The sequence below is a fragment of the Terrabacter terrigena genome (assembly GCF_042676085.1).
In the GTDB taxonomy this organism is placed as follows: domain Bacteria; phylum Actinomycetota; class Actinomycetes; order Actinomycetales; family Dermatophilaceae; genus Terrabacter; species Terrabacter terrigena.
The window spans coordinates 823,581-847,745 of record NZ_JBHTKH010000001.1 but is presented as its reverse complement, the minus strand read 5'-3'; the positions used below and the strand labels follow the sequence as shown (position 1 = coordinate 847,745).

The following is a 24,165-nucleotide window of genomic DNA, read 5'->3' as shown; positions in this document are numbered from 1 at the left end:
ACTGGGACGGATCCGACGAAGGGACGAGCACATGCCTGCACCGACACGTGTCGAAGGCGCTGTGAGAGGCATGCCGACGGTGGTGGTCTTCGACGTCAACGAGACGTTGTCCGACATGGCACCCCTCGCCGACTCGTTCGACCGGGTGGGCCTCGGCTCGAGCGCGGTCGAGCCGTGGTTCGCATCCGTCCTGCGTGACGGGTTCGCGCTGACCTCCACCGGGGTCAACCCCGGGTTCGCGGACCTCGCCTCGGAGGCGCTGAGGGTTCGCCTGGCTCAGGTGCGCGGGACCGGAGCCGACGCGCCGGGCGGCGGTCCTGACCTCGAAGCGGCGGTTGCCGAGGTGATGGGCACGTTCGGCACGCTGAGCGTGCATCCTGACGTCGTCGACGGCATACGGCAGCTCAGCGAGGGCGGGGCGCGTCTGGTCACGCTCAGCAACGGGTCCACGTCGGTTGCGCAGGGTTTGCTGGAGAGGGCCGGCCTCACGGACTCGTTCGAGGCCTTGCTGAGCGTGGAGGACGCCGAGGCGTGGAAGCCCCACCCGGCGTCGTACGCGTACGCGCTCGAGGCCTGCGGCGTCTCGGCAGCAGAGGCGATGCTCGTCGCCGTCCACCCCTGGGACATCGACGGGGCTGCTCGTGCCGGGCTCCGGACCGGGTGGCTGAACCGCGACGGGGCCCGGTACCCGCGCTACTTCACGCCGCCTGACGTCGAGGCGGCTGACCTGGTCGAGCTCGCGCGCGTCGTGGGATGACCCGCCGACGGCAACCGACGCGCCGACGACGACACGGCCGCGCGAACCCCTTGCAGCCGCGCGTGACTCGCAGCGAGACGTTCGGCGACTCGTCACGACATTGACCGGTATGACCGACAGACGCAGAATCGGAGGTGGGGGTCGCGCAGGTATCGTGCCCGCCCCCCGGCCCCCGCAGAGGAGGCGGAGCATGAGCGCTTCGCGTAGTGCAGGAGCCCTGGCCGCCCTGGTCGTCGCCGTGACCGTGACTGTCGCCCAGCCGGCCTACGCCGCGACCACCATCACGAGAGCCGACCTCCAGGGGTCCCAGGTCCGCATCGAGGGCTCGGGGTCGCTGCCCAACGCGTCGCTGACGGTGAACGGTGGAGCCCTCACGGGGCGGGCCGACGCCGCCGGTGCCTTCCGGATCGAGAGCTCGTCGTTCGCGAAGCCGGCCGACTGCGCCGTCACCGTCAGCGACGGATCGACGTCGGCGACCAGGACGCTGTCCGGATGCACGACCCAGACGCCGCCACCCCCACCCCCGCCTCCTCCGTCATCGGCTCCGACGTTGTCGGCCCTGACGGTCAGCCCGACGGACGTCGTCGGGCCCGACCCGGCCACGGGGACCGTCACGCTCTCCGCGGCGGCACCCGCCGGTGGGTTCGTCGTCGACCTGACCAGTGACAACCCGGCGGCCGCAACCGTGCCGCCATCGGTCACCGTGCCGGCGGGCGCCTCACGGGCGACGTTCCCGGTGACCACGCAGCAGCTGACCAACGCACAGTCGGCCGTCATGATCGGCACCGTCGGAGGCGTCTTCAGCACCGAGCGGCACGGGATCATCACCGTCTGGGACGCCTTCCACTTCGCGAACGGCAGCGTCTCGGTGTTCCCCGGTGGCACCGGCGCCGGCCGTGTCGTCTCCCAGCCCGCGGGTGTCGACTGCCTCATCGCGAACGGCAGCGGTTCGGGCACGTGCAACGCGTTCTTCGCCGTCGGCACTGTCGTGCGCCTGACGGCCACCGCCGCTGCCGGCTCGAAGTTCGTGGGTTTCGCCCCGAAGCCCGGCTGCATCGACGCGTCGAGGATCACGGTCGCCCGGGGAACCAACCACGCGTGTCAGGTGGGCTTCCTGCCCAAGTGAGGCGGGGTGTCGCGAAGGTCCTCCAGGTGGTCTGAGTCGCTGCCGAGCAGCACAGCCGGAACCCTGGCGCTGCCGTACCGTTCACCCGGCCGCCATCTGGAGTTGGCGCGGCGTGAGGAGTTGCCGCATGAACTGGGAGCCGACCATCGACCCCGTTGAAAGGCGCCTCATGACCTCCTCCCTCAACCGCCGCGGCTTCCTGGGCGGTGCGGCCGCCACCGGCCTCGGCATCGCGATCAGCGGCAGCATCGACGTCCTCGCCGGAGGCGGAAGCGCCCTCGCTGCGCCGCGCTCGTCGGTCGGCTACGGGCCCCTCGTCCCTGACCCCAAGGGTCTGCTCTCCCTGCCGGCAGGCTTCTCCTACCGGATCGTCACGCAGAGCGGCGTCACTCCCACCGCCGACGGGATCCCCACGGCGAGCGACCCCGACGGCACGGGCGTCTTCGCCCGCGAGGGCGGATCGACGCTCGTCAACAACCACGAGATCGGCGGCAGTGAGCCCTTCCCGGTCCCGCCGTTGGCTGGACTCACCTACGACGAGGGCGCCCGCGGCGGCACCTCCAGCATCGACGTCGATGCGGAAGGAATCCGCGTCCGCGAGTACACGAGCGTCGCGGGCACCCACAACAACTGTGCCGGCGGCGAGACCCCGTGGGGCACCTGGCTGACCTGTGAGGAGACCGAGCAGCGTGCCGGCGGCCGCTACCTGAAGGACCACGGCTACGTCTTCGAGGTGGACCCGAGCAGCCAGGAGGCGAACGTCGGCAAGAGCCCGGTGCCGCTGAAGTTCCTGGGCCGCTTCTCCCACGAGGCCGTCGCCGTCGACCCCGACACCAGCACCATCTACGAGACGGAGGACGCGGGCGGCCCCAACGGCCTGTACTACCGGTGGACGCCGCCGGCCGGTTTCAGCGGCGGCAAGGACGAGCTGCGCCAGCTGGCCCTCGGCGACGGCGGTGACACCGCCGGACGCCTGGAGGCCATGAGCTGCTACCGCGGTGACCAGCACATCCCCGACCTGTCCCTCGCGACCCAGGCCGGCACCCGCTACAAGGTGGAGTGGAAGCCCGTGCCCGACCGCGACGCGCGAACCACCTCCGTGCGCAAGCAGTTCGCGAACGACGAGGTCACCCGCAGCCGCAAGCTCGAGGGTGCCTGGTGGGGCGACGGCGGCGCGTACTTCGTCGCCAGCTTCGCCAGGAACAGCGACGGCAGCACCAACGAGCACGACGGTCAGGTGTGGTTCTACGACCCGAAGACCGAGACCGTCACGCTCAAGACGATCTTCGCCGTCAACCCCGATCCCGACGTCGACACCGACAACTACGACGGGCCCGACAACATGACGCTCTCGCCCTACGGCGGCATCATCCTCGCCGAGGACGGTGAAGGCGTGCAGCACCTCGTCGGCGTCACCGACGAGGGCAAGTCCTACCCGCTCGCACGCAACGACCTCAACGGCAGCGAGTTCACCGGACCTGCCTTCAGCGCCGACGGCCGGGTGCTGTTCGCCAACATCCAGTCGCCCGGGCACGTCTTCGCGATCACGGGGCCGTGGACCCGGCCCAGCAACGCACGAGCCTGACCGACCAGGAGACGAGGACCCGGCACGTACGCGTGTAGCCGGGTGCGGCGGCCGCCGCCCACCCCACGGGAGGGCGGCGGCCGTTGCCCCCCGGGGGCCGCCTCGTGACCGAACGCCACATGGTGGACAGCCGCTCACGCGTACGCGGGCGAGGGCTAACGTGCGCGCCCGTGGAGGGGAGTACTCCCTAATCCGGACGTCGTCATCACGAACAGCCCTGCTGTTCCGGTGTCCGGGGCCGACGCGGTCGGCGGAGGAGACCTCCGGAGCTGTCAGCTACCTCCGGAGGTTTCGATGATCAGTGCCGTTCCCGTGCTCGCGTGGGTCGCAACGCTCGCGCTCCTTGCCGTCATCGTCTACGTCGACCTGCGTGTCATCTCCGGTCGAGGTGGCGAGGTGACGCTCGGGCAGTCGACGCGGTGGGTCGCCTTCTACGTGTCGCTGGCCATCGCCTTCGGTCTCGTCCTGAGCCTGACGGTGGGCGGCCGCACGGGGGCAGAGTTCTTCTCCGGCTACATCACGGAGTACAGCCTGTCGGTCGACAACCTCTTCGTCTTCGTCATCATCATGACGAAGTTCGCGGTCCCCTCCTTCGCGCAGGACAAGGTCCTCTACCTGGGCATCGTGATCTCGATGGTGCTGCGCGCTGTGTTCATCTTCGCGGGCGCAGCACTGATCGCGGCCGCCTCGTGGACCTTCTACCTCTTCGGCATGCTGCTCATCTACACGGCCATCACGCTGCTGCGCGAGCAGGACGAGCCGGAGTTCGGCGAGTACCGGGCCCTGCAGGCGATGCGACGTCTCCTCCCGATGACCCGGGACTACCACGGCGACAGGCTCTCGGTCCGCGAGGACGGGCGCCGCCGCTGGACGCCGCTGGTCATCGCCGTCTCCGCCATCGCGCTGGCGAACGTCGTCTTCGCCCTCGACTCGATCCCGGCCATCTTCGGCCTCACGCAGGACGCGTTCGTCATCTTCACGGCCAACGCCTTCGCGCTGATGGGGCTGCGGCAGCTCTACTTCCTCGTCGGTGGACTGCTCGAGCGCCTCATCTACCTCAACATCGGCCTCTCGGCGATCCTCGCGTTCATCGGCATCAAGCTCGTCATCGAGGCGCTGCACGGGTCGCACATCGACCACATCGGGTCCGTGCCGCTGCCTGAGATCGGCATCGTCACCTCGCTCGGCTTCATCCTCACGGTCCTGTTCGCCTCCGCCATGGCGAGCCTGGGCAAGAACTGGCTCGACCAGCGCGCCACCACCTGAACACCCCGATCGGACGCCTCCGGGCGCCTTCGGTGCGAAATACCCCTCGGCCGGCCGGGGGCATTTCGGACGACATTCCGCGCGCTCCCGGCAATGGTGACGTCCCGCACGAGCAGTTTCGCGGAACCGCCGAAGACCGTCGATCACGGGTTCATCGTGGTTCGTGGGGGAGGTTCAAAGCACGGTTGTTGCAAGAGGGGATGTGTGCGATGGACACACGACAAGCATCCGTAGAACCACCGGGGGTCGAGCGGCGCACGCTGCTGAGGCTGGGGGCAGCAGGAGGGCTCAGCGCGGCAGTGGTCGGCACGAGGGTCTTCGCCGTTCCGAGACTGGAACAGGGTGGCCCGCTGACGGCCGACGGTGCCTTCGCCGGCACCTCGACGGCCCTGAGCGACCTGCTCTTCTACATCGAGACGTACCCGACGAGCCCGCTCATCATGTCTCCGTTCAAGGATCCGCTGGCCGTGCTCCAAGCGCTGCGGCCGATCCCGCTGTCGGAGTTCAGCATCTGGCCGCAGACACCGGGACCCGGTGTGGGACAACAGAACTCGCTCGGAAACGAACAGCACCAGATCTGGACGAAGACGATCAACGCCCCGGACCCGATCGTGTACAAGATCGAGCTGATGGTGCGCCCGCACTCGTTCACGAGCTCCAAGGTGCTGCCGATCGACGCCGCCGGGAAGCCGACCGTCTCGTTCGACTCGACCGGCAAGACGTACGCCGCCGGCACGGTCCGCGACCTGCCGCCGAGCACGATCTACGGCTTCAACGGCACGTTCCCGGGCCCGATGATCAACGCGGAGTATGGCAAGCCCGCGCTCGTCCGTTTCGTCAACCGGCTCGACGAGAACGAGCTGGGTCTGGACCGCCAGGACTTCGGCAGTCCCGACTGGTCGTTCCTGACGCACCTGCACAACGGGCACACCGCGCCGGAGAGCGACGGCAACCCGCACTACTCCATGAGGTACGGGCCCCAGCACCACGGCTACCTGCCGCAGATGTCGGTCGACAACCTGTACCTCAACTGGCCGGCCGGTAACGACGACCGCGAGAAGCAGAGCTTCTTCTGGTTCCACGACCACCGCATGGACCACACCGGCGCCAACGTCTACAAGGGCATGGTCGGGCTCTACCCGATCTACGACCCGAAGAACAACATGGACATGGGCGACGAGCGCTACGGCCTGCGCCTGCCCGGGGTCCGGCGCAACCACCCGGACGGGTCCTTCGACGTCGACTACGACATCCCGCTGGCGTTCTACGACACCCGCCTCGACGACGGCGTGACGACCCACGAGGACGTGCACGACGGTCTCGGGGAGTTCCCGCTGGCCCACAACCCGGCCACACACCCGGAGTGGTGGGGCAAGACGTTCTTCAAGCACTTCCCGTCGCACGGCTTCGTCGGTGACATCTTCACGATCAACGGCACGGCGTACCCGGTGCTCTACGTCAAGCGCCGCAAGTACCGGTTCCGGTTCCTGGACGCGTCGGTCTCGCGCATCTACGAGTTCAAGCTGATGAGCTCGACCAAGGGGCCGAAGTCCGCTGTGTCGCTGGGTTACTCGGGTGACGAGCTGGACGGTCAGTACCGCATCCCGGACGGCCAGGAGTGCATGAAGTTCGTGCAGATCGCCTCTGACGGCGGGCTGCTTCCGTTCCCGATCACGCGCCGCTCGTTCGAGCTGTGGCCGGCGAAGCGGCGCGAGGTCATCATCGACTTCACGAAGTACGCCGACGGCACGCCGACGACCAAGGGCGACGTCGTCTACCTGACGGACGTGATGAAGATGCCGAACGGGCGCAAGTGGGCGGACTCCTCGCGCTTCTCACCCGACCCGAACTACAAGGTGCCGATGCTGAAGTTCGTCATCGGCGACGCCGCGCCGGACTACAGCGTCATCCCACCGCCGAACCGGCTCATGCGGGCCCTGCCACCGCTGCCGAGCAACTGGCGCACGCTGATGGACAACCGGCTCATCTTCGAGGTCAAGCGCGGCAGTGCCGGCGCCGACGTCGAGTGGCTCATCAACGGCAAGCCGTTCGAGCCCGCCACCGTCGCGACCGGCCTGAGGAACCCCGCAGGCAAGACGCCGAAGGCGCAGCCCCCGATGAACTCCTTCAACCTGTGGGAGATCCGCAACGGCGGAGGTGGTTGGGTCCATCCCTTCCACCTGCACATGGAGGAGCACCGCACCCTGATCCGCAACGGGAAGGACGTGTCGCTGACCGCAGAGAACGGGCATCCTGACGACGTCTCGCGTGAGGACCTCGTGGCGCTGGATCCGGACGAGTCGGTCGTGGTCTACCGCGGGTTCCGCGACTTCCACGGACCCTACGTGGCGCACTGCCACAACCTGGCGCACGAGGACCACGCCATGATGTTCGGCTGGGAGATCGTGTAGGGCCGCCCGGACCACGAGGTCCTCGATCTGCGGGCGGCCCGTGGTGGTGCGCGTGGAGAGTGCACCACCACGCTCCGTGCTGCCGACCCGTCGGGCCGGTGATGGAGGCAACGACCCCGTTGGGTACGTCGAGATCGGTGGCCCTGAGCAGACGGGCCGCCCAGAAGGTCCTCGCATCCGGGGACTGACCTCGTCGAAAGGCTTCCCGTGTCTGGTGTCATCACTCTGATCAAGGACGACCACGCCAAGCTCGAGTCCGTCTTCAAGAAGCTCGAAGGCGCCGAACCGAGCGAGATCCGAGGCCTGTTGCAACAGGTCCAGGAGCTGCTCGTCCCGCACTCCGAGGCAGAGGAGCAGGTGGTCTACCCGGCGATCAAGTCCACGGTCCCCGACGAGAAGGAGGACGTCGACGACGGTCTCGCGGAGCACCAGCACGTCGCGGCCACCCTCGAGAAGCTGTTGGGCTCGGACCCCGAGGCCCCAGGCGTCGACGGCCTCATCGCGGCCATGATCGGCGAGGTGCGTCACCACGTCGAGGAAGAGGAGCAGGAGATCCTCCCGGCCTTCTCCGAGGCAGCGAGCAACCAGCAGCTCGGCGAGCTCGGCGAGCAGTTCACCGCTGCCAAGGAACGCGCTCTGGCACAGCTCCGCGGCTGACGGGACATGGACACGATCGAGATCCCCTGCCCGACACCGGGGTGCGGTGGCGTCGTGCAGGTGCAGGCACAGCCGATCGTCAACGGCACCGAGTGGGAGATCCTCGAGGTCGACGGCGCGCCGCAGGTGTCCTGCTCTCGAGGCTGCAAGCCGCCTGCGGAGCTGCGCCAGCCGGTGAAGGACGAGCTCCAGGCAGGCTGAAGCGATGTGTGCCGAGAGCCCGAGCCCTGACCGGCTGCCGGTCAGGGCTCGGCTCCGGCTGCACCGGCGAGCCTGCCTTCGAGCCGGCTCCCTGCCGAGCGCTCAGTCCCCGGGGTCGCCGAACGTGAGGAAGCGGCCCTGGTGCGCCTCGAGCGTCAGGTCGACGCCGTGGAGCTCGTCGACCGCGCCGACGGCGTCGCCGGTGAGCTGGTCGACGACCGACCAGCCGGGCGTGAAGTGCGTGCTGGAGACGCGGACGTCGACCGGGTCGGCGCTGAAGTTGAGCACCGTGGCCTGTCGCAGCACCTCAGGCAGGTCGTCGTGAACCATGACGAGCACGCCCGGGTGGCTGCACGCGGGCACCTCGACCTGCGTGGCGGTGGCGATCCCCGAGGCCTCACGCACCCGAAGGATGTGGGTGAGTCGCGACGCGAACGAGTCCGGGTCGTCCAGCTGCGCCGTCAGCGGTCCGTAGAGCGACCGGCCTCGCGGCATGCCCGACGCGGAGTGTGACAGGTCCGGACGGTAGTCCATGAGGTCGTAGGCGCCGCGGTGCAGCCACCGGGTGTCACCCGTGGCGAGGAGGTGACCGATCTCCTCGCGGTCGACCGTGGTGAGGCCGACGAGGTCCCACCCGGACAGGGCGAACACGCCCGGCTGCAGCGCGTTGAACATCGCCAGCAGCAGGTGTGCCTGACGGATGTTGTCGATGTCGAGTCCGTCGACGGCGTCGAGCTCCCGGTAGCCGAGCGCCGCGGCGATGACGGTCGCCGTGGTCGAGGCGATCCCGTTGGTGGTGAAGATCGCGTTGTACGGCCCCGCCTCGCCGGTGAGGTGGTCGACCAGCTGGCTCCGCACGTGTGCAGCCAGGGCCGCCCCCGTGACCTCGACGCCGTGGAAGGTGAACAGGTCGTCCCGGTGCAGGGTCTCGAAGTGGACGAGCTCGTAGGTGAGCTCGTCGTGGTTCTGCAGGGCGTGGACGAGGGAGATCGGATGCACGCCGGACTCGAGCGAGATGTTGAGGGTCAGCCGCAGGAACTCGGTGTCGGCCGTGGCGAGCGCGTGGTGGTAGGCGGGCCGGTTGACGAAGTCGTAGGACAGGTCGGCACCGGCTTCGGCGGTGATGCGGATGTCGTCGACGGTCAGGTTCAGCTCCTGGAAGCTGAAGCCGCCCACCTTCCGGACCATCGAGCCGATGAGCTGGTTGGCGGCCTCGGACAGCGGGTGGCCCTCGGACCACGCGGCCTCGCCCTCGCTGGACTTCTCGACGCCGAGGAAGCCGTTGGCGTCGAGCCGCAGTCCTCCGGAGCCGAGGTCGCCCATGGAGTGCAGCGCGTCGCCGATCACCAGGCGCATCCCGGCGAAGGTCGGGTCGAGCCAGTTGATCGACGGCTGGCCCTCCTTGAAGTAGTGCAGGTACACCCAGCGGCGGACGACGCCGTCCTCGCCGACGACCTCGCCGGTCGCGGACCAGTTGGTCTCCTTGACGCCGGGGGCGTGGAAGATCACGCGCTGCAGCCGACCGATGATGTAGCCGGCCTTCTCGAGGGCGGCCTCCGCCGCGACGTCGAGGTTGGCGGAGTCGTGGCCGGGGCGCACCTCGGGCAGCAGGTGCCAGTCGGTGGGGTCGATCTGGACCATGTGGAAGATGCCCGGGTAGTCGCCGACGTTCATCTCGGCGAGGCGGAAGTCGGGGCCCTTGCCGGTGTGGCCGGGGACGATGTCGTCGATGATCGTGCCGCCGTGCGCCGCGGCCACGTCGCACATGGTGCGGTACTCGTCCTCGGTGCCGAACGCGGCGTCGATCTGGGTCGAGATGCGGTCGAAGTGCCCGTCCACGCTGGGCGTCGGGTCCCACCCCGACAGCCCTCCGGCCCGCTTGACGGGGCCGGTGTGGACGGCACGGATGCCGATCCGGGCGAACGCTGCCCAGAGGTCCGGGTCGGCCAGGGTCCCGAGGAACGACGCATCGGCCTTGGTCACCATGGAGATCGGGTATGCCGTGAACCACACGGGCGCGGCCTCCACGGCTGCGACGGGGTTGGGCCGGGCGAAGGGGTTCTGCCACATGGAGCCCTGGCCGGAGAACTGGGTGGCGATCGCGTTGGCGTCGGCAAGCATCGACTCGCGCCGGAGCCACGCGACGTAGGCAGGGTTGCTGCCGACGGGTTCACCGACGCGTTCGCCGGGCTCCGGGGCGCCCTGGCCACGCAGGCGCGCTCGTGGCCGCAGCAGCTGTGGGCGAGCGGCGAAGAAGTGCTCGGAGTAGCTGATCTCCGCCGGCTCGTGCTCCACCGGCTCCGGAGGGTCGGTCACGGCTGCACCGGCCTCGGACGGGTCGGTCACGGTCCTGGCATCCACGTGCTCCATGGTGGCCATCCAAGCACCGCATCGGCGCGAAGGGTGCCCCGGGAGGAGCGCAGCGCCGCGTCGTCGCCGACGGTGGCGGCGCAGGACGCCGCCCGCCGGGCGGTCTACCGGCCGCGCGGGTGGGTGGTCTGCGGGATCCTCGGCTGGGGCAGCTCGGCGGTCGAGTCGCGTTCCACCGCAGGGCAGCTCACGCGTACGACCGCGTCACGGGGGGTGTCCTCGAGGCCGAGCAGCAGCCTGACGCCCACGGCCCCCAGCTCGTAGTGGGGGAGTCCGACGGTCGACAGCGCGGGGCGCGTGTGGGCCGAGATCACCTCCTGGTTGTCGAAGCCGACGATGGAGATGTCGCCGGGGACCGTGACGCCGCGCTCCCGCAACGCGTCGAGCAGACCCATGGCGACCCGGTCGTTGTGGCAGAACACGCCGGTGGCACCCGTGTGCAGCACCTGCTCGGCGACGGCATACCCGCCCTCCTGGTCGGGCTGGGCGTCGAGGAGGAGGGCCTCGTCGGCCACCACCGCGTGGGCGCTCAGCGCCTCCTGGTAGCCGCGGAGCCGGCCGGTGCGGGCCGGCGACGGCGTGGTCGTGTTGATGAACGCGATGCGTTCGTGCCCCCGGCGCAGCAGCATCTCGGTGGCGGTGAACGCGCCCTGCACCTCGTCCGGCACGACCGCGGTCGCCGTGCGGTCGCTCCCGAAGCAGTTGACCAGCACGAAGTCGGTCTCGTCGAGCGAGGGCGGCACCTCGACGGGGCGGTGGTACCAGGTCGAGTAGAGGATGCCGCGCACCTGGTGCTCGAGCATCATCGCGATCGCGTCCTTCTCGACCCCCTCGTCGCCCTCGGTGTTGGCGACGAGCAGGACGTAGCCCTGCTTCCACGCCTCGTCCTGCGCGCCGTGCACGATCTGCCCCGCGAAGGGCGTCGTGGCGACCCCGTCGGCGACCAGCCCGATGAACGTGGACGTGCCGCTGGAGAGGGTCTTGGCCAGGGCGTTGGGTCGGTAGCCCAGCCGGCGGATCGCCGCCCGCACGCGCTCGCGGGTGTCCTCGCCGATGCGGGCGCCCTTCTTGTCGTTGATGACCAGGGAGACGGTCGCCGTCGAGACGCCTGCCGCCTTGGCGACGTCGCGCAGGGTGACGAGCCGACGGCCGACTCCGCCCGTGTCCCGCCCTGCGTCCTTGCCCTTGCCGGTTTCCATGCTCAGCCCTTCGTCGCGCCGCTCTCCAGCCCGTAGATGATCGCCTTGTTGAGGACGAGGAACACGAGCAGGAGCGGGGTGATCGTGACACACACGGCGGCGAAGGTGGCAGTCCAGTCGACCTTGCCCATGGACCCGATGTAGTTCTGCAGGCCGAGGGGCACCGTCTTGAGGTCCTCGGACAGCACGAAGGTGTTGGCGAAGATGAAGTCGTTCCAGATGAAGATGCTGTTGACGAGCACGACCGTGACGATGGTGTTGACCGACAGCGGCGCGGTGATCGACCAGAACACCCGGTACGGCCCGGCGCCGTCGAGCGAGGCCGCCTCGTAGTTCTCGCGCGGGATGTACTCGAAGAACGAGGAGAAGAGGTAGACCGACATCGGCAGCGAGAAGCCGGCGAGCGGGATGATCATCGACTGATAGGTGTCGAGCAGGCCGACGCGCGAGTAGTCGATGAACAACGGGACCAGCGCGATCTGCACCGGCACGATGATGCCCAGCAGGAACAGCGCCCGCACGACCCGCGAGCCGCGGAAACCCAGGACCTGCAAGGCGTATGCCGCCATCATCCCGAGGACCACGATCGCGACGTCCGCGCAGGCGGTGACGACGAGGCTGTTGCGCAGGTAGGTGCCCAGCGCTCCCATCTCGAACGCGCGGGCGAAGTTGTCGAAGGTGAGGGAGGAGGGCAGGGAGAAGGGGTTCCCCGAGGCGAAGTCCGCCTCGGGTCGCAGGCTCGTCAGGAACACCCAGACGAGCGGGTAGACCTGCACGACGGCGATGGCGACGGCGAGGGCGACCGAGAGCCGGCGGGCGGCCAACGGACCTCTGGGGCGGCGACGCGCCGGCGGGGCGTCTGGCGGCGACGCGGGCGCCGGGGTGGTGGGTCGGGTCAGCAGCGTCATGAGTCGAGCCTCCGGCGGTAGAGCAGGGCGATGGCACCGACGGCCAGCAGGCACTCCGCCACGATGAACACGGAGATCGCGCTCGCGTAGCCGTAGTCGGTGCTCGTGAAGGCGGTCTTGTACATGTAGGTGGTCAGCAGCTCGGAGGACTGGCCGGGGCCGCCGTTGGTCATGATGTACGGGATGTCGAAGCCACGGAGGCCGTAGGTCGTGGCCATGATCGTCGTCGTCGTCCACACGGGACGGATGTAGGGGAATCGGATCTGGGTGAAGACGCGCCACGCGGAGGCGCCGTCGATGCGGGCCGCCTCCTCGAGCTCGCGGGGCACGGCCAGCAGTGCCGCGTAGATGATCAGCGTGTAGAGGCCCATGAAGCGCCAGCCCTCGGGAACCGAGACGGCCGCGAGGACGGTGTGCACGTCGGAGGTCCAGGACCGCGCCCAGGAGTCGAGACCGACGGCGTCGAGCACCTGGTTGAGCAGGCCCACCGGCTCGACGGAGTAGATCCGGGCGAAGAGGTAGGCGATGGCCACCGTCGAGATCACCGCGGGGAGCAGGTAGAGGGTCTTGAAGACCTCGCGGCCGCGGGTCAGGGTCGTCAGGAGGCTCGCCACGAAGAGGGCGCCGCCGAGCTGGAGCACCAGGCAGATCGCGAGGTAGCCGAGCGCGTTGGTCAGCGCCCTCCAGAAGACGTCGTCACCGGTGAACATGTGGGCGTAGTTGTCGAGGCCGACGAACTGGAGGTCGGAGATGCCGTCCCAGGAGAAGAAGCTGAGGAACAGCGACTGCAGGATCGGGAAGAGGACCGCCATGCCGTAGACGAGCAGCGGCGGCACGAGGAAGACGGCCACCGAGAGCCGGGATCGGTTGGGAAGCATGGCTTTTCGCCTCTCGGGCGGGGCTGCGACAACTGTCCGTGTCGGGCCCCGCCCCGGTCGGTGCGGGTGGGTCAGCCGAAGAACTTCGGTGCGTTCTTGGTGAGGGTGTCGTCCATGGTCTTGATGAACGCGTCAGGCGTGATGTCGCCCTGGACGAGAAGGGTCTGCTCCTGCTGGAGCCTCGTGTTCGTCGTCGGGTCGAGCTGGGTGTCCCAGGGGAAGCAGATCGCCGAACCGAGGTCGGACGCCTCGTCGAGCGCCTTCTTGTAGAGCGGCGTCGCGCCGGCCGGGACTGTCGTCGTGGCGTCCTTCGTCGGCGAGAGCGCCCCCGAGGCGGCGTATGCCGCCGGGTACTTCGTCAGCGCGAACTTGAGGAAGTCCTTGACGAGCGGGTCGAAACCCTTGCTGCTCACGGCCATCCCGATGCCGGACGTCGCGACGTACTCGTTCTCCGCGGTGGCGGAGCCATTGCCCGCCGGGATGCGCATGAAGTCGATCTTGCCCTTGACCGCGGGATCGAGCTTGTCGGTCGCGAGGCTGCCGAGCTCCCAGGTGCCGATGTTGTACATCGCCGCCTTGCCCGACGTGAAGAGGTTCTGCGCGTCGGCGTAGCCCTGGCTCGCGAAGCCCTCGGGGAAGCACTTGCTGCTGCCGAGAGCGGCGAGCCACTGGGCTGCCTTGGTGCCGGGCGCGTCCGAGAACTTCGCCCCACCCGCCTTGAGCTTCTTGACGTAGTCCGGGCCCGCGACGCGGAACGGCTGGTAGGAGACGTACCGCTCGAGCGGCCACTGGTCCTGGCCGTTGAGGGCGATGGGCGTGACGCCGGCCGCCCGCAGCTTCGTGCACATGGCGGGAAGGTCGTCCAGGGAGGTGGGGGCGCTGACTCCCGCCTTGTCGAAGAGCGCCTTGTTGTACCAGAGGAACTCGAGCTCGAACTGCAGCGGCACCATGTAGAGGGAGCCGTCGTCGAAACGCTGGTAGTTCAGGGCGTTGGGGCGGAACGAGTCGTAGAGCCCGATGTCCTTGAGCAGCTTGTCGGCGTCGAGCAGCTTGCCCTGCTTGGCCAGCTTCTGGGCGAACGGCGTCGCGTCGGTGTCGAACAGCTCGGGCAGCTTGTTCGCCGCCGCGAGCGTCTCGTACTTCTGGATGTACGACGGCCGGTCGGGCGTCGTGATGAGGTTGAGCGAGAAGCCGGGGTGCGACGCGGCGTACTCGTCGGCCAGCTTCTTCATCGTGGTGATGACCGAGCCGTTGGCCGGTCGCGACAGCAGCCACGAGATGGGGTGCGGCTTGATCGCACCGGTGGGGTTGACGTTCGTCGGGTTGCCGGCGGAGCCGCCGCCGCAGCCGGCGGTCGCGAGGGCGAGGCCGGCGGCGGCCACCGTCAGCGCCTTGATGGAGTTCCTCATTGAACTGCTCTCCTCGGGTGTCGGAGCGGATGGGTCGGAGGGATGTGGCGAGGGGTTGGGTGGAGGGGGGAAATGGTGCGGGCCGACGGACGCTCAGGTGTCGGAGCGTTCGCGGACGGTCAGGGAACGGATCTCGGTGCTGCCCTCGCCGACGAAGACGGCGAGGCCACCGGAGGGGCGGTCGTAGCAGCGTGCGCTGAGGGCGACCTCGCCGTCGAGGACGGCCACCATGGCGTCGCCGTCGAGCAGGACCTCGAGGGTGTGCTCGCCGGGCGGCAGGTCAGCCGGTCGTTCGAGCTCGAAGGGCACGTCGCCGGAGACCTGCCACTGGGCAGGGCCGGTCACGGCGCGAGGCCAGCGGTCGAGGACCATGCGGTGGCGACGGGGCTCGAGGCGCACGACGTAGCCCTCCTCGCCGTCGTCGCTCGCGCGAAGCACGAGGCCGACCTCGGTCGTTCCCGGTGACACGTCGAACACGGCGGTCACGAGGACGCACTGCGGCAGGTGTCCGCCTGAGGCGATGGCCTGACGCCCGTCCGGGGCGTGCAGGCGGGTGCCGGGCGAGACGTCAAGGCCGGCGTCGACGACCTGGTCGAAGCTCGTCAGGAGCTCGCGCGGCAGGCCGAAGGCGAGGGTGCCGTCGTCGTGCTGCCGGGCCTCGAGCGTCGACAGGGTGCCGGCCCAGAGCCAGGCCCCGTCGTCCCGGGCATCCTCCTTGCTGGCGATCCAGCCGAAGAAGAACCGCCGGCCGTCGCGGTCCGCCGACTTGGCCGCGTAGAAGGCGCGCCCGTCGATGGTGTCGTGGTCGGGGACGAGCCACGGGCCGTCGAGGCTGCGGGACATGCGGTAGCGCGTCGTGAAGGAGTCGGTGAACTCGGAGTAGACGAGGTACCACCAGTCGCCCCACGCGAAGACGTCGGGGCACTCCATCATGAGGTAGCGCTCGGGAGCCCAGAACGGCTCGGCGTGCGTCCAGGTGTCGAGGTCGGTGGACGTCAGCTGCGCGATCACGCCGCTGCGGCGCTCGGGGGCGTCGTCGCGACGGCCTGCGACGAGCATCCGCCACCGGCCGTCGCGTGGGTCGCGCAGGACGAAGGGGTCGCGCCAGTCGCCGGGAACGTGCCCCTGTGGGGCGGGCAGCTTCCACTCCTGGTCGCGGACCCAGGTGGCCATGCCGTCACCGCTGGAGGCCCGACGGACGACCTGCAGCGGCTGGCCGTCGACGCCGAGCCGGTTCGGGTTCTGCCCGGTGTAGTAGAGGTGGACGGCGCCGCTGTCGTCGCGCACGACGCTGCCGGTGTAGACGTTGAAGTCCGGTGCTGAGTCGTCGCCATGGTCGAAGGCGACGCCGACGTCGTCGAAGCGGACGAAGTCCTTGGTGCGCACGAGCGCCCACGGCGTCCCCGGCTTGGGGTCCTCCCGACGCTCGAGGAGGTAGAAGAGCCAGAACACGCCGTCCAGCTCGACGGGGATGACGTCGCCGACGGCGGCGGGCGACGGTTGGAAGAATGCGGAGTACGACACGGGGAGCCTCTCTGCTCAAACGCTTAAGCAGAAGGTACACAGCCGGTTAGGCTTGATCAAGCGGTTTAGCAGAATTTCTCAGAAGGAGCAGCGATGAGGCCGGCGTTCCACTTCACCGCCCGGCAGGGCTGGATCAACGACCCGCACGGCATCACGGCCCGCGACGGCGGCTATGACGTGTTCTTCCAGTTCGTGCCCGACAGCACGGTGTGGGCGCCGGGGTGTCGCTGGGGTCACGCGACCGGTCCGGACCTGGTGTCCTTGGCGGAGCTGCCGGTGGCGATCGCGCCGGGTGAGGGCGACGACGGCATCTGGACGGGTTCGCTCGTGCAGGGCGACGACGGGCAGGCGCGGGCCTTCTACACGGCCACCACGGCGGCCGACTTCGCGATCGGTCGCGTGCGGGTCGCGACGCCCTCGGACCCCGGGTGGGTGTCGTGGCGCAAGGGGCCGGTGGTCGTGGAGGCGCCTGCGGGTCTGGAGCTCCTCGCGTACCGCGACCCGTTCGTGGTGCGCGAGGGCGAGGGCTGGCGGATGTTCGTCGGGGCGGCCGGCGCGGACGGCACGGCGATGGCGCTGGGCTACCGCTCGGCAGACCTCGACACGTGGACCTACGACGGGGTCGCCCTGGCGCGGTCGACCGCCGAGCGGGACCCGGTGTGGCTCGGGTCGCTGTGGGAGTGCCCGCAGGTGATCGAGGTCGACGGCGTCCACGCGATGGTGTCCTCGGTGTGGGACCAGGACGTGCTGCACTACGCCGCGTACGCCCTGGGCGGCTACGCGAGCGGCCGGTTCGACGCCACGGCGTGGGGGCGGCTCAGCTACGGACCGAGCTACTACGCGCCCTCGTTCTTCCGGGACGGGCAGGGCCGCCCCTGTCTGTTGTTCTGGATGCGCGGCGTCGAGGACCTCGAGGCGGGATGGGCCGGTGCGCACAGCGTGCCGTACGTCCTGGGTGTCGAGCGTGACCGGCTCGTCGCCGCGCCGCACCCGGACCTGGAGCGCTACCGGGCGCCCGCCGTCGCAGATGGTGTCGTGCCGGGCTCGGCGGCAGACATCGAGTGGTCACCGCGCGAGGGTGCGACCCTGATGGTGACGAGCGCGGGCGAGCTGGTGCTCGAGGTCAGCGCCGGTGGTGAGGTGCTCCGGGCGCGCGCTGCCGGGCAGGTCCACGAGATGCCGTTCGACGGCGGCCAGGTCCGCGTGATCCTGGACGCCCAGACCGTCGAGATCTCCTGCAGCAGTGGCCTGCTCGGCCTGGTGTCCCGGCCGAGCGGAGAGTGGCTGCACATCCGGGCCGACGACGTGACCGTGCACCCGCTCGCTCGCTGAACGATCGTGGCATCCCTGCTGGGCTGGGACGACGCCCCCATCGCCGCGGAGGTGCAGGCGTACGGCGACAGGGTGCTGGCCGAGCGGGAGTCGCAGACCCAGGTCGAGGACCTCGCCGCCGACACCGCCAGGCGCGCAGCAGCCGCGTGCGGGTGTGTGTCGAGCGCGACCGGCAGGTTCAGCCACCGCTGAACCTGACGAGGGAAACGGGGTATGGGGCCCTTGTCGCCGACGGACCAACACCCCGCGGGTGCCTCAGTGCGCCTGGCCTCGTGCGGATGTCACGGACAGGGCGCCGAGGAGGACACATGACGAAGGTCGTCGCCGTCACCGGGGCGAGCGGAGGCATCGGCCGGGCCGTCGCTCGCGAGTTCGCGCGACGCGGGAGCGACGTCGCTCTGCTCGCCCGGGGTGAGCAGGGCCTCGAGGCAGCCGCGGCCGAGGTGCGTGCCGAGGGCCGCCGGGCCCTCGTGGTGCCGGTCGACGTCGCCGACGCCGGCGCGGTCGAGTCGGCGGTCGAGCGCATCGAGTCGCAGCTGGGACCGATCGAGGTGTGGGTCAACAACGCCTTCACCTCCGTCTTCGCCCGGTTCGACGACATCGCGCCCGAGGAGTTCCGCCGCGTCACGGAGGTGAGCTACCTCGGTTACGTCTACGCGACCCGGGCCGTGCTGCAGAAGATGCGGAAGCGGGACTCCGGGACGATCGTGCAGGTCGGCTCCGCGCTCGCCTACCGCGGCATACCGCTGCAGACGGCCTACTGCGGTGCCAAGCACGCCATCCAGGGCTTCCACGAGGCGCTGCGGGTGGAGCTGCTGCACGAGCGCAGCAACGTGCACGTCACCATGGTGCAGATGCCGGCGCTCAACACGCCGCAGTTCTCCTGGGTGCTCTCGCGCCTGCCCCGTCACGCGCAGCCGGTCCCACCCATCTACCAGCCGGAGGTCGCGGCCCGGGCCGTCGTCTTCGCCGCCGAGCACCCGCGCAGGCGGGAGTACTGGGTCGGCGGGACGACCGTCGCCACGCTCATGGCCAATGCCGTCGTGCCCGGGCTGCTCGACCGCTACCTGGCGCGAACCGGCTTCGACGCCCAGCAGACGAGCGAGCCGCGTCCCGACGACCAGCCGGTGAACCTCTGGGAGCCGGCCGACGGCGCGGACGGCCGTGACTTCGGGGCCCACGGGGTCTTCGGCAGCCGCTCGAAGCCGACGAGCCGACAGCAGTGGCTGGCGCACCGCTACCCGCAGGTCGCCGGTGCCGCCGGAGTCGCGGTCGCCGGACTGGCCCTTGCGGCCGTGAGGCGTCGGCGGTGAAGGGCCACGCGCGAGCGCGGTTCGCGGGGACCATCGGGATCGCTTGGGGTGCAGTGCTCTTCGCCTACCCCGACGACGTGTGGCAGCGGGTTGCAGGCCGCGGCTGCACCCAGGACGAGCAGCTCGTCACGCAGGTGCTCGGGCTGCGTCACCTGGCACAGGGTCTCGCCGAGCTCGTGGCACCTCGGGCGGTGCGGCGCCCGGCCGCCGCCGTCGACGCCGCCCACGCCCTGTCGATGCTCGCCCTTGCGGCCTGGAGACGGGAGTATGCGCCGCCCGCCCTCGCGTCCGCGGCTGTCGCCCTCGGAGGCGCGGCGCTGTCGAGCGGAGGCAGAGGCGGGCGCTGAGCGCCAGCGCCTCGCGGCGGCCGTGGGCTCGAGGGCGGCGACGAGTACCTCGCCAAGACGTGTGCCGCCGGTCCGGGATGAGCGCTTCAGAGACCGGCCGCCCACCCGGTGACCCGCTGAGGCCTGCCGCCATGAGCCGGCCGGAGGTGCGCACGTCGGCGCCGACGGCTTGCGACATGGGGGCCGGGTATTCGCCAAGTCGTTGACACGGCGGCGACGGCTGGGCATCATCATCGTATGTTCGTTCAATGGCGAATGGCTATTCAATCTGGCAGCAAAGCCCGTGCTGCGTTGGCCCTCGCGACCGCCCTCGTCGTCGGCGGTTCCGTCGGTGCCTGCTCGCGCGTGCCCGGCGTGTACACCTACGTCCCGGCCGGCCAGGAGAAGTCGGCCGGCGCGGGTGGGTCCGTCGCCTTCGACGCCAAGGCCTACGTCAACGGCATCTGGACCTCGAAGGTGCTGCCCACCGTCGAGAAGGACGCCGTCCCGGCCGCCGAGCTGATCCCAGCGCTCGACGCCGACCAGGGCGCCGCGAGCAAGAAGTACGGCAACCAGGCCGGCGCCGGGAGCCCGTACGCGTTCCTCGTCAAGGGAGCCGGCACCGTGACGGCGGCCGACGCCGACTCGCCGACGCACCCGGTGACGGTCAAGGTCGACGGCATCTCGGGCAAGACCGCCGAGATCCAGGTGGTCACGGGCCCGGTCATCGCAGGCACCGGCCTGCGCGACGCCGTCAAGTTCATCAAGTTCGGTGACTTCACCAACCAGCTCGACTACGCGGACGCCGCGACCGAGCTCAACAACAAGGTCAAGGCCGACGTCCTCGCCAAGGTCAAGGCCAAGGACCTCGTCGGCAAGAAGGTGACCTTCGCGGGGGCCTTCTCGCTCGTGGCCCCCGGCGTCGTCCTGGTCGTCCCGACGCAGCTGGCGGTCGGCTCATGACGACCGCGTCCGAAGCCCCATCGCGGCCGACGCCGGCCGGCAGCGACGAGGTCGTCCTTCGGGCCCTCGACATCACGAAGACGTACGGCGGGGTGCGGGCCCTCAAGGGCGTCACCTTCGAGGCCTACCGCGGCAAGGTCAACGTCCTCGTGGGTGAGAACGGCGCCGGCAAGTCGACGCTCATGAAGATCCTCGCGGGCGCGGAACAGCCCAGCTCGGGCACCATCCTGCTCGACGACGAGCCGGTCGGCATCGGCAGCCCGCGCGACGCGATTGCCAACGGCATCGGCATCATCCACCAGGAGCTGAGCCTCTTCCCGAACATGTCGATCGCCGAGAACCTCTTCGCCGGGCGCGAGCTGCGGCGGGGCGGCCGGTTCGTCGACCACGCGGCGCAGCGCCGCCGCGCCACCGAGGCCCTGCAGCGCCTGGGGCAGGAGCTCGACCCCGACACGCTCGTCGGCGACCTGCCGATCGGCAAGCAGCAGCTCATCGAGATCGCCCGGGTGCTGCTGGAGGACGTCCGCATCCTCATCATGGACGAGCCGACGTCGGCGCTGTCCAACCACGAGGTCGACGTGCTCTTCAAGGTCATGGACGACCTGCGTCGCGACGACGTGACGATCATCTACATCTCGCACAAGCTCGACGAGTTCCGCCGCATCGGCGACTACGTCACGGTGCTGCGCGACGGGTCCCTCGTGGCCCATGAGCCGATGACCGGCACCGACACGGCCTGGATCGTGCGGCAGATGGTGGGCCAGGATCCCGAGGCGCTCTTCTCGCGGTCCGCCGGGGACATCGGTGACGTGCTCCTGGAGGTCACCGGGCTGACGGTGCCAGGATCGCCCCGCGAGCTCGTCTCGGACGTCTCGCTCCAGGTCCGGGCCGGCGAGGTCGTCGGCATCTACGGCCTCATGGGGGCCGGACGGACCGAGCTGTTCGAGGCCCTGATGGGTACCCGCGCCTCGACCGGTCACGTGGCCGTCCGGGGCAAGCCCGTGAAGGAGAGCAGCGTGCTCGCCCGTCAGGCAGCCGGCCTCGCCCTCGTGCCTGAGGACCGCCAGCGCGACGGCCTCGTCCAGACGATGAGCGTCGGTGACAACGTGCTGCTCTCGACGATCGGCAAGCTGGCTCGTCGCGGCCTCGTGCCCCAGAAGACCGAGCGCAGCGTCGCGGGCGAGAAGGTGCGCGAGCTCTCGATCAAGATCTCCGCGCTCGCGGCGCCCGTCACGTCGCTGAGCGGCGGCAACCAGCAGAAGGTCGTGCTGGCGCGCGCCCTGCTCACCGAGCCCGTCGTGATGCTGCTCGACGAGCCGACCCGCGGTGTGGACGTCGGTGCCAAGAGCCAGATCGCCGAGATCATGAGCGAGCTCGCCGAGGCCGGCTACGGCGTCCTGTTCATCTCGTCCGAGCTCGCCGAGGTCATGGCGATGGCCGACCGGGTGCTCGTCATGGCACGGGGACGCATCACCGCCGAGCTGTCCGGCGACGCCCTCACCGAGGAGGCGCTCGTCTCCGCCTCCGCCTCCGACGCCGTGCTGGCCGCCGCGGCCGCCGGAGCCGACCTGCTCTCCACCCCATCCACGGAGGACCCCGCATGAGCGACACGGACGTTGCGCCCACCACCTCGACCCAGTCGCCCCCGACGCCGCCGAGCGAGCCCGCGCACCGTGGTGACACGTTGGCGCGAGTCGGCCTGCTGCTGCTGCGCGGCCGCACTCTCGTGGTCCTCGTGCTGCTCATCGTCCTCTTCGGCACGATGTCGCAGGACTACCTCACCTCGAGCAACCTCATCGTGATGACCAAGCACGTGGCCATCAACGCGATCCTCGCCATCGGGGTCACCTTCGTCATCCTCACCGGCGGCATCGACCTGTCCGTCGGCTCGATCGCCGGCCTGTCGAGCATGATCGTCGGGGGCCTGCTCTTCGCGGGCCTCGCGATGCCCGGCGGGGGAGTGCTCTACCTGTCGGTCGGCGCGGTCATCCTCGTCGGCATCCTCGTCGGCTGCCTCGTCGGGTGGGTCAACGGCATCCTCATCACGAAGTTCCGGGTGGCACCGTTCATCGCCACCCTCGGGATGCTCTACGTGGCCCGCGGCGCGGCCCAGCTGCGCAGCAACGGCGGCACGTTCCCCAACCTCGCCGGCAGCGAGGCGCACGGCAACGAGGGATTCCACGTCATCGGCGTCGACAGCTGGCTCGGCATCCCGGTCGCGGTCTGGATCATGGTCGGGGTCGCGGTCATCGCCGTCATCGTCACGACGAAGACGCCGTTCGGCCGGCGCATTTACGCCGTCGGCGGCAACGACCGCGCGGCCGTGCTCGCCGGTATCCGGGTCCCCCGCATCACCATCGCCGTCTACGTCATCAGCGGTGCCTGCGCCGCCCTGGCCGGCATGCTGCTCACGTCCGAGCTCGGGGCGGCCTACCCCGACACCGCGACGACCTACGAGCTCAACGCCATCGCGGCCGCCGTCCTCGGCGGCACCGCCCTCAGCGGCGGACGCGGCACCATCGTCGGCACCGTCATGGGCGCCTTCGTCATCGGCTTCCTCGCCGACGGCCTCGTCCTGGTCGGCGTCTCCACCTTCTGGCAGTCCGTCGTCAAGGGCGCCGTCATCATCCTCGCCATCGTCCTCGAGCAGGCCCAGCAGCGGCTGCAGACGGCGCTGTCACAGCGAGCGGCCTGACCGCGTGGGCGCGCTCGGCGTCCACGCACCGGTGCGGCTCGGAAGGCGCTGACCGCCAGACGATCTCGCACCGCCCACCGATCCAGCAGTGAACCAGTTCAGCAACACCGAAAGGACCTTCATGTTCCGTCACACCTCACGCATGAGCCGGGCGCTGCTGCCCGTCGCCGCTGCGGCCCTCGTCCTCGGCACCGCCGCCTGCGGAAGCAGCTCCGGTGGCTCGACCAGCGGCAGCACCTCCTCGGCTGCGGCCGCTGCGGGTGGCTCGGGCTCCAAGCTCGTCGTCGTCATCACGCCCTCGCCCGACAACGTCTTCTTCAAGGCGGAGCAGGACGCCGCCGCGGCCAAGGCCAAGGAGCTCGGCTACGAGACGCTCGTCATCAGCCACGACGACGACCCGACCAAGCAGAGCCAGGCCTTCGACACCGCGATCTCCCGCAAGGCGGCCGCGATCATCCTCGACAACGCCGGCGCCGACGTCACCGTCACCGCCGTCAAGAAGGCCAAGGACGCAGGCATCCCGTCGTTCCTCATCGACCGCGAGATCAACCAGACCGGTGTGGCCGTCGCGCAGATCGTCTCCAACAACGCCCAGGGCGCCTCGCTCGGTGGCCAGGAGTTCGCCAAGCTGATGAAGAACACCGGCAACTACGCAGAGCTGCTCGGCAAGGAGACCGACACCAACGCCGGTGTCCGTTCCAAGGGCTACCACGACATCCTCGACCAGATCCCCGGCCTGAAGATGGTCGCCCAGCAGACGGCCAACTGGGACCAGGCCGAGGCCCTCGCCAAGACGCAGACGATCCTGCAGGCGCACCCCGACATCAAGGGCATCATCGCCGGCAACGACACGATGGCCCTCGGTGCCCAGGCGGCGCTCGACGCGGCCGGCAAGAAGGACGTCGTCGTCGTCGGGTTCGACGGCAGCCCCGACGTCGTCAGCTCGATCACCGGCAACAAGATCAAGGCGACCGTGCTCCAGCCGGCCAGCCAGATCGCCGAGATGGCCGTCCAGCAGGCCGACGAGTACATCAAGGGCGGCGGCAAGGCCTCCCAGCCCGAGAAGCAGTCGGTCGACTGCGTCCTCGTCAACAAGGACAACGCCGACAAGGTGAACAACTTCGCTGTCGCCAGCTGACGACAACACTCACCCGGAGCAGGGGCGGTCGCGCACGTCGCGACGGCCCCTGCTTCTGTCTGCGACCCTCCGGAGCCTGTCCTCGTCGGCTGCGATGACGTGTCGAA

General features: G+C 69.7%; 21 protein-coding genes. 15 read left to right on the top strand and 6 right to left on the bottom strand.

From position 1 onward, the window contains the following. Positions 1 to 70: 70 nt before the first annotated feature. The 7 genes from ACFQ2V_RS03970 (at position 71) to ACFQ2V_RS03940 (ending at position 8,003) form a co-directional block, all read left to right on the top strand. Complete coding sequence (locus ACFQ2V_RS03970) at positions 71 to 757, top strand: haloacid dehalogenase type II (protein ID WP_386050913.1); 687 nt, start codon at positions 71 to 73, stop codon at positions 755 to 757. A gap of 190 nt (positions 758 to 947) precedes the next feature. Further along, positions 948 to 1,883, top strand: coding sequence for a hypothetical protein (locus ACFQ2V_RS03965; RefSeq protein ID WP_386050911.1), 936 nt, complete (start codon positions 948 to 950; stop codon positions 1,881 to 1,883). Between the two features lie 127 nt (positions 1,884 to 2,010). Continuing rightward, complete coding sequence (locus ACFQ2V_RS03960) at positions 2,011 to 3,468, top strand: alkaline phosphatase PhoX (protein WP_386050909.1); 1,458 nt, start codon at positions 2,011 to 2,013, stop codon at positions 3,466 to 3,468. Positions 3,469 to 3,762: 294 nt separating this feature from the next. Next, positions 3,763 to 4,734, top strand: coding sequence for a TerC/Alx family metal homeostasis membrane protein (locus ACFQ2V_RS03955; protein ID WP_386050907.1), 972 nt, complete (start codon positions 3,763 to 3,765; stop codon positions 4,732 to 4,734). A 209-nt stretch (positions 4,735 to 4,943) separates the two neighbouring features. Continuing rightward, complete coding sequence (locus tag ACFQ2V_RS03950; protein ID WP_386050905.1) at positions 4,944 to 7,145, top strand: multicopper oxidase family protein; 2,202 nt, start codon at positions 4,944 to 4,946, stop codon at positions 7,143 to 7,145. A 207-nt stretch (positions 7,146 to 7,352) separates the two neighbouring features. After that, positions 7,353 to 7,802 carry a hemerythrin domain-containing protein gene (locus tag ACFQ2V_RS03945; RefSeq protein WP_386050903.1) on the top strand — a complete coding sequence of 150 codons (450 nt, stop codon included), beginning with the start codon at positions 7,353 to 7,355 and terminating at the stop codon, positions 7,800 to 7,802. 6 nt (positions 7,803 to 7,808) lie between these two features. Further along, positions 7,809 to 8,003: a hypothetical protein gene (locus ACFQ2V_RS03940; RefSeq protein ID WP_386050902.1), complete on the top strand. Its 195-nt coding sequence runs from the start codon at positions 7,809 to 7,811 to the stop codon at positions 8,001 to 8,003. Between the two features lie 102 nt (positions 8,004 to 8,105). Here ACFQ2V_RS03940 and treS read toward each other — a convergent pair whose 3' ends face one another. The 6 genes from treS to ACFQ2V_RS03910 form a co-directional block, all read right to left on the bottom strand. Further along, a complete protein-coding gene (gene treS, locus ACFQ2V_RS03935) occupies positions 8,106 to 10,373 on the bottom strand; it encodes a maltose alpha-D-glucosyltransferase (RefSeq protein ID WP_386050900.1) in 2,268 nt (755 codons plus the stop codon). Positions 10,374 to 10,477: 104 nt separating this feature from the next. Continuing rightward, a complete protein-coding gene (locus ACFQ2V_RS03930; RefSeq protein WP_386050899.1) occupies positions 10,478 to 11,572 on the bottom strand; it encodes a LacI family DNA-binding transcriptional regulator in 1,095 nt (364 codons plus the stop codon). A 2-nt stretch (positions 11,573 to 11,574) separates the two neighbouring features. Then, on the bottom strand, positions 11,575 to 12,480 hold the full coding sequence (locus ACFQ2V_RS03925) for a carbohydrate ABC transporter permease (protein WP_386050897.1): 906 nt from the start codon (positions 12,478 to 12,480) through the stop codon (positions 11,575 to 11,577). Then, entirely contained in the window at positions 12,477 to 13,358 is an 882-nt protein-coding gene (locus ACFQ2V_RS03920; protein ID WP_386050896.1) for a carbohydrate ABC transporter permease, read from the bottom strand. The genes ACFQ2V_RS03925 and ACFQ2V_RS03920 overlap by 4 nt, the downstream gene beginning before the upstream one ends. 71 nt (positions 13,359 to 13,429) lie before the next feature. Continuing rightward, entirely contained in the window at positions 13,430 to 14,767 is a 1,338-nt protein-coding gene (locus ACFQ2V_RS03915) for an ABC transporter substrate-binding protein (RefSeq protein WP_386050895.1), read from the bottom strand. A gap of 93 nt (positions 14,768 to 14,860) precedes the next feature. Beyond that, positions 14,861 to 16,291 carry a GH32 C-terminal domain-containing protein gene (locus ACFQ2V_RS03910; RefSeq protein ID WP_386050893.1) on the bottom strand — a complete coding sequence of 477 codons (1,431 nt, stop codon included), beginning with the start codon at positions 16,289 to 16,291 and terminating at the stop codon, positions 14,861 to 14,863. A gap of 93 nt (positions 16,292 to 16,384) precedes the next feature. Here ACFQ2V_RS03910 and ACFQ2V_RS03905 point away from each other — a divergent pair, with 93 nt between their 5' ends. The 8 genes from ACFQ2V_RS03905 to ACFQ2V_RS03870 all read left to right on the top strand — a co-directional run bounded on the left by ACFQ2V_RS03905 (position 16,385) and on the right by ACFQ2V_RS03870 (position 24,058). Further along, entirely contained in the window at positions 16,385 to 17,623 is a 1,239-nt protein-coding gene (locus ACFQ2V_RS03905; protein ID WP_386050891.1) for a glycoside hydrolase family 32 protein, read from the top strand. A 6-nt stretch (positions 17,624 to 17,629) separates the two neighbouring features. After that, positions 17,630 to 17,815: a hypothetical protein gene (locus ACFQ2V_RS03900; RefSeq protein WP_386050889.1), complete on the top strand. Its 186-nt coding sequence runs from the start codon at positions 17,630 to 17,632 to the stop codon at positions 17,813 to 17,815. 116 nt (positions 17,816 to 17,931) lie between these two features. Next, on the top strand, positions 17,932 to 18,936 hold the full coding sequence (locus tag ACFQ2V_RS03895; protein WP_386050888.1) for an SDR family oxidoreductase: 1,005 nt from the start codon (positions 17,932 to 17,934) through the stop codon (positions 18,934 to 18,936). Further along, a complete protein-coding gene (locus tag ACFQ2V_RS03890) occupies positions 18,933 to 19,283 on the top strand; it encodes a hypothetical protein (RefSeq protein WP_386050886.1) in 351 nt (116 codons plus the stop codon). The genes ACFQ2V_RS03895 and ACFQ2V_RS03890 overlap by 4 nt, the downstream gene beginning before the upstream one ends. A gap of 291 nt (positions 19,284 to 19,574) precedes the next feature. Further along, the gene (locus ACFQ2V_RS03885) at positions 19,575 to 20,225 is read left to right on the top strand and encodes a DUF2291 family protein (protein WP_386050884.1); all 651 of its coding nucleotides are present in this window, start codon (positions 19,575 to 19,577) and stop codon (positions 20,223 to 20,225) included. Continuing rightward, on the top strand, positions 20,222 to 21,829 hold the full coding sequence (locus ACFQ2V_RS03880; protein ID WP_386050882.1) for a sugar ABC transporter ATP-binding protein: 1,608 nt from the start codon (positions 20,222 to 20,224) through the stop codon (positions 21,827 to 21,829). Before ACFQ2V_RS03885 ends, ACFQ2V_RS03880 begins: the two co-directional genes overlap by 4 nt. Next, the gene (locus ACFQ2V_RS03875; protein WP_386050881.1) at positions 21,826 to 22,920 is read left to right on the top strand and encodes an ABC transporter permease; all 1,095 of its coding nucleotides are present in this window, start codon (positions 21,826 to 21,828) and stop codon (positions 22,918 to 22,920) included. The genes ACFQ2V_RS03880 and ACFQ2V_RS03875 overlap by 4 nt, the downstream gene beginning before the upstream one ends. A gap of 121 nt (positions 22,921 to 23,041) precedes the next feature. Next, entirely contained in the window at positions 23,042 to 24,058 is a 1,017-nt protein-coding gene (locus ACFQ2V_RS03870; protein WP_386050879.1) for a D-ribose ABC transporter substrate-binding protein, read from the top strand. Positions 24,059 to 24,165 lie beyond the last annotated feature (107 nt).

Coding starts and splice junctions, on each gene's coding strand:
- ACFQ2V_RS03970 (WP_386050913.1), top strand. CDS start 71: ATGCCGACGGTGGTGGTCTTCGACGTCAACGAGACGTTGTCCGACATG.
- ACFQ2V_RS03965 (WP_386050911.1), top strand. CDS start 948: ATGAGCGCTTCGCGTAGTGCAGGAGCCCTGGCCGCCCTGGTCGTCGCC.
- ACFQ2V_RS03960 (WP_386050909.1), top strand. CDS start 2,011: ATGAACTGGGAGCCGACCATCGACCCCGTTGAAAGGCGCCTCATGACC.
- ACFQ2V_RS03955 (WP_386050907.1), top strand. CDS start 3,763: ATGATCAGTGCCGTTCCCGTGCTCGCGTGGGTCGCAACGCTCGCGCTC.
- ACFQ2V_RS03950 (WP_386050905.1), top strand. CDS start 4,944: ATGGACACACGACAAGCATCCGTAGAACCACCGGGGGTCGAGCGGCGC.
- ACFQ2V_RS03940 (WP_386050902.1), top strand. CDS start 7,809: ATGGACACGATCGAGATCCCCTGCCCGACACCGGGGTGCGGTGGCGTC.
- treS (WP_386050900.1), bottom strand. CDS start 10,373: ATGGAGCACGTGGATGCCAGGACCGTGACCGACCCGTCCGAGGCCGGT.
- ACFQ2V_RS03930 (WP_386050899.1), bottom strand. CDS start 11,572: ATGGAAACCGGCAAGGGCAAGGACGCAGGGCGGGACACGGGCGGAGTC.
- ACFQ2V_RS03925 (WP_386050897.1), bottom strand. CDS start 12,480: ATGACGCTGCTGACCCGACCCACCACCCCGGCGCCCGCGTCGCCGCCA.
- ACFQ2V_RS03920 (WP_386050896.1), bottom strand. CDS start 13,358: ATGCTTCCCAACCGATCCCGGCTCTCGGTGGCCGTCTTCCTCGTGCCG.
- ACFQ2V_RS03915 (WP_386050895.1), bottom strand. CDS start 14,767: ATGAGGAACTCCATCAAGGCGCTGACGGTGGCCGCCGCCGGCCTCGCC.
- ACFQ2V_RS03905 (WP_386050891.1), top strand. CDS start 16,385: ATGAGGCCGGCGTTCCACTTCACCGCCCGGCAGGGCTGGATCAACGAC.
- ACFQ2V_RS03895 (WP_386050888.1), top strand. CDS start 17,932: ATGACGAAGGTCGTCGCCGTCACCGGGGCGAGCGGAGGCATCGGCCGG.
- ACFQ2V_RS03880 (WP_386050882.1), top strand. CDS start 20,222: ATGACGACCGCGTCCGAAGCCCCATCGCGGCCGACGCCGGCCGGCAGC.
- ACFQ2V_RS03875 (WP_386050881.1), top strand. CDS start 21,826: ATGAGCGACACGGACGTTGCGCCCACCACCTCGACCCAGTCGCCCCCG.
- ACFQ2V_RS03870 (WP_386050879.1), top strand. CDS start 23,042: ATGTTCCGTCACACCTCACGCATGAGCCGGGCGCTGCTGCCCGTCGCC.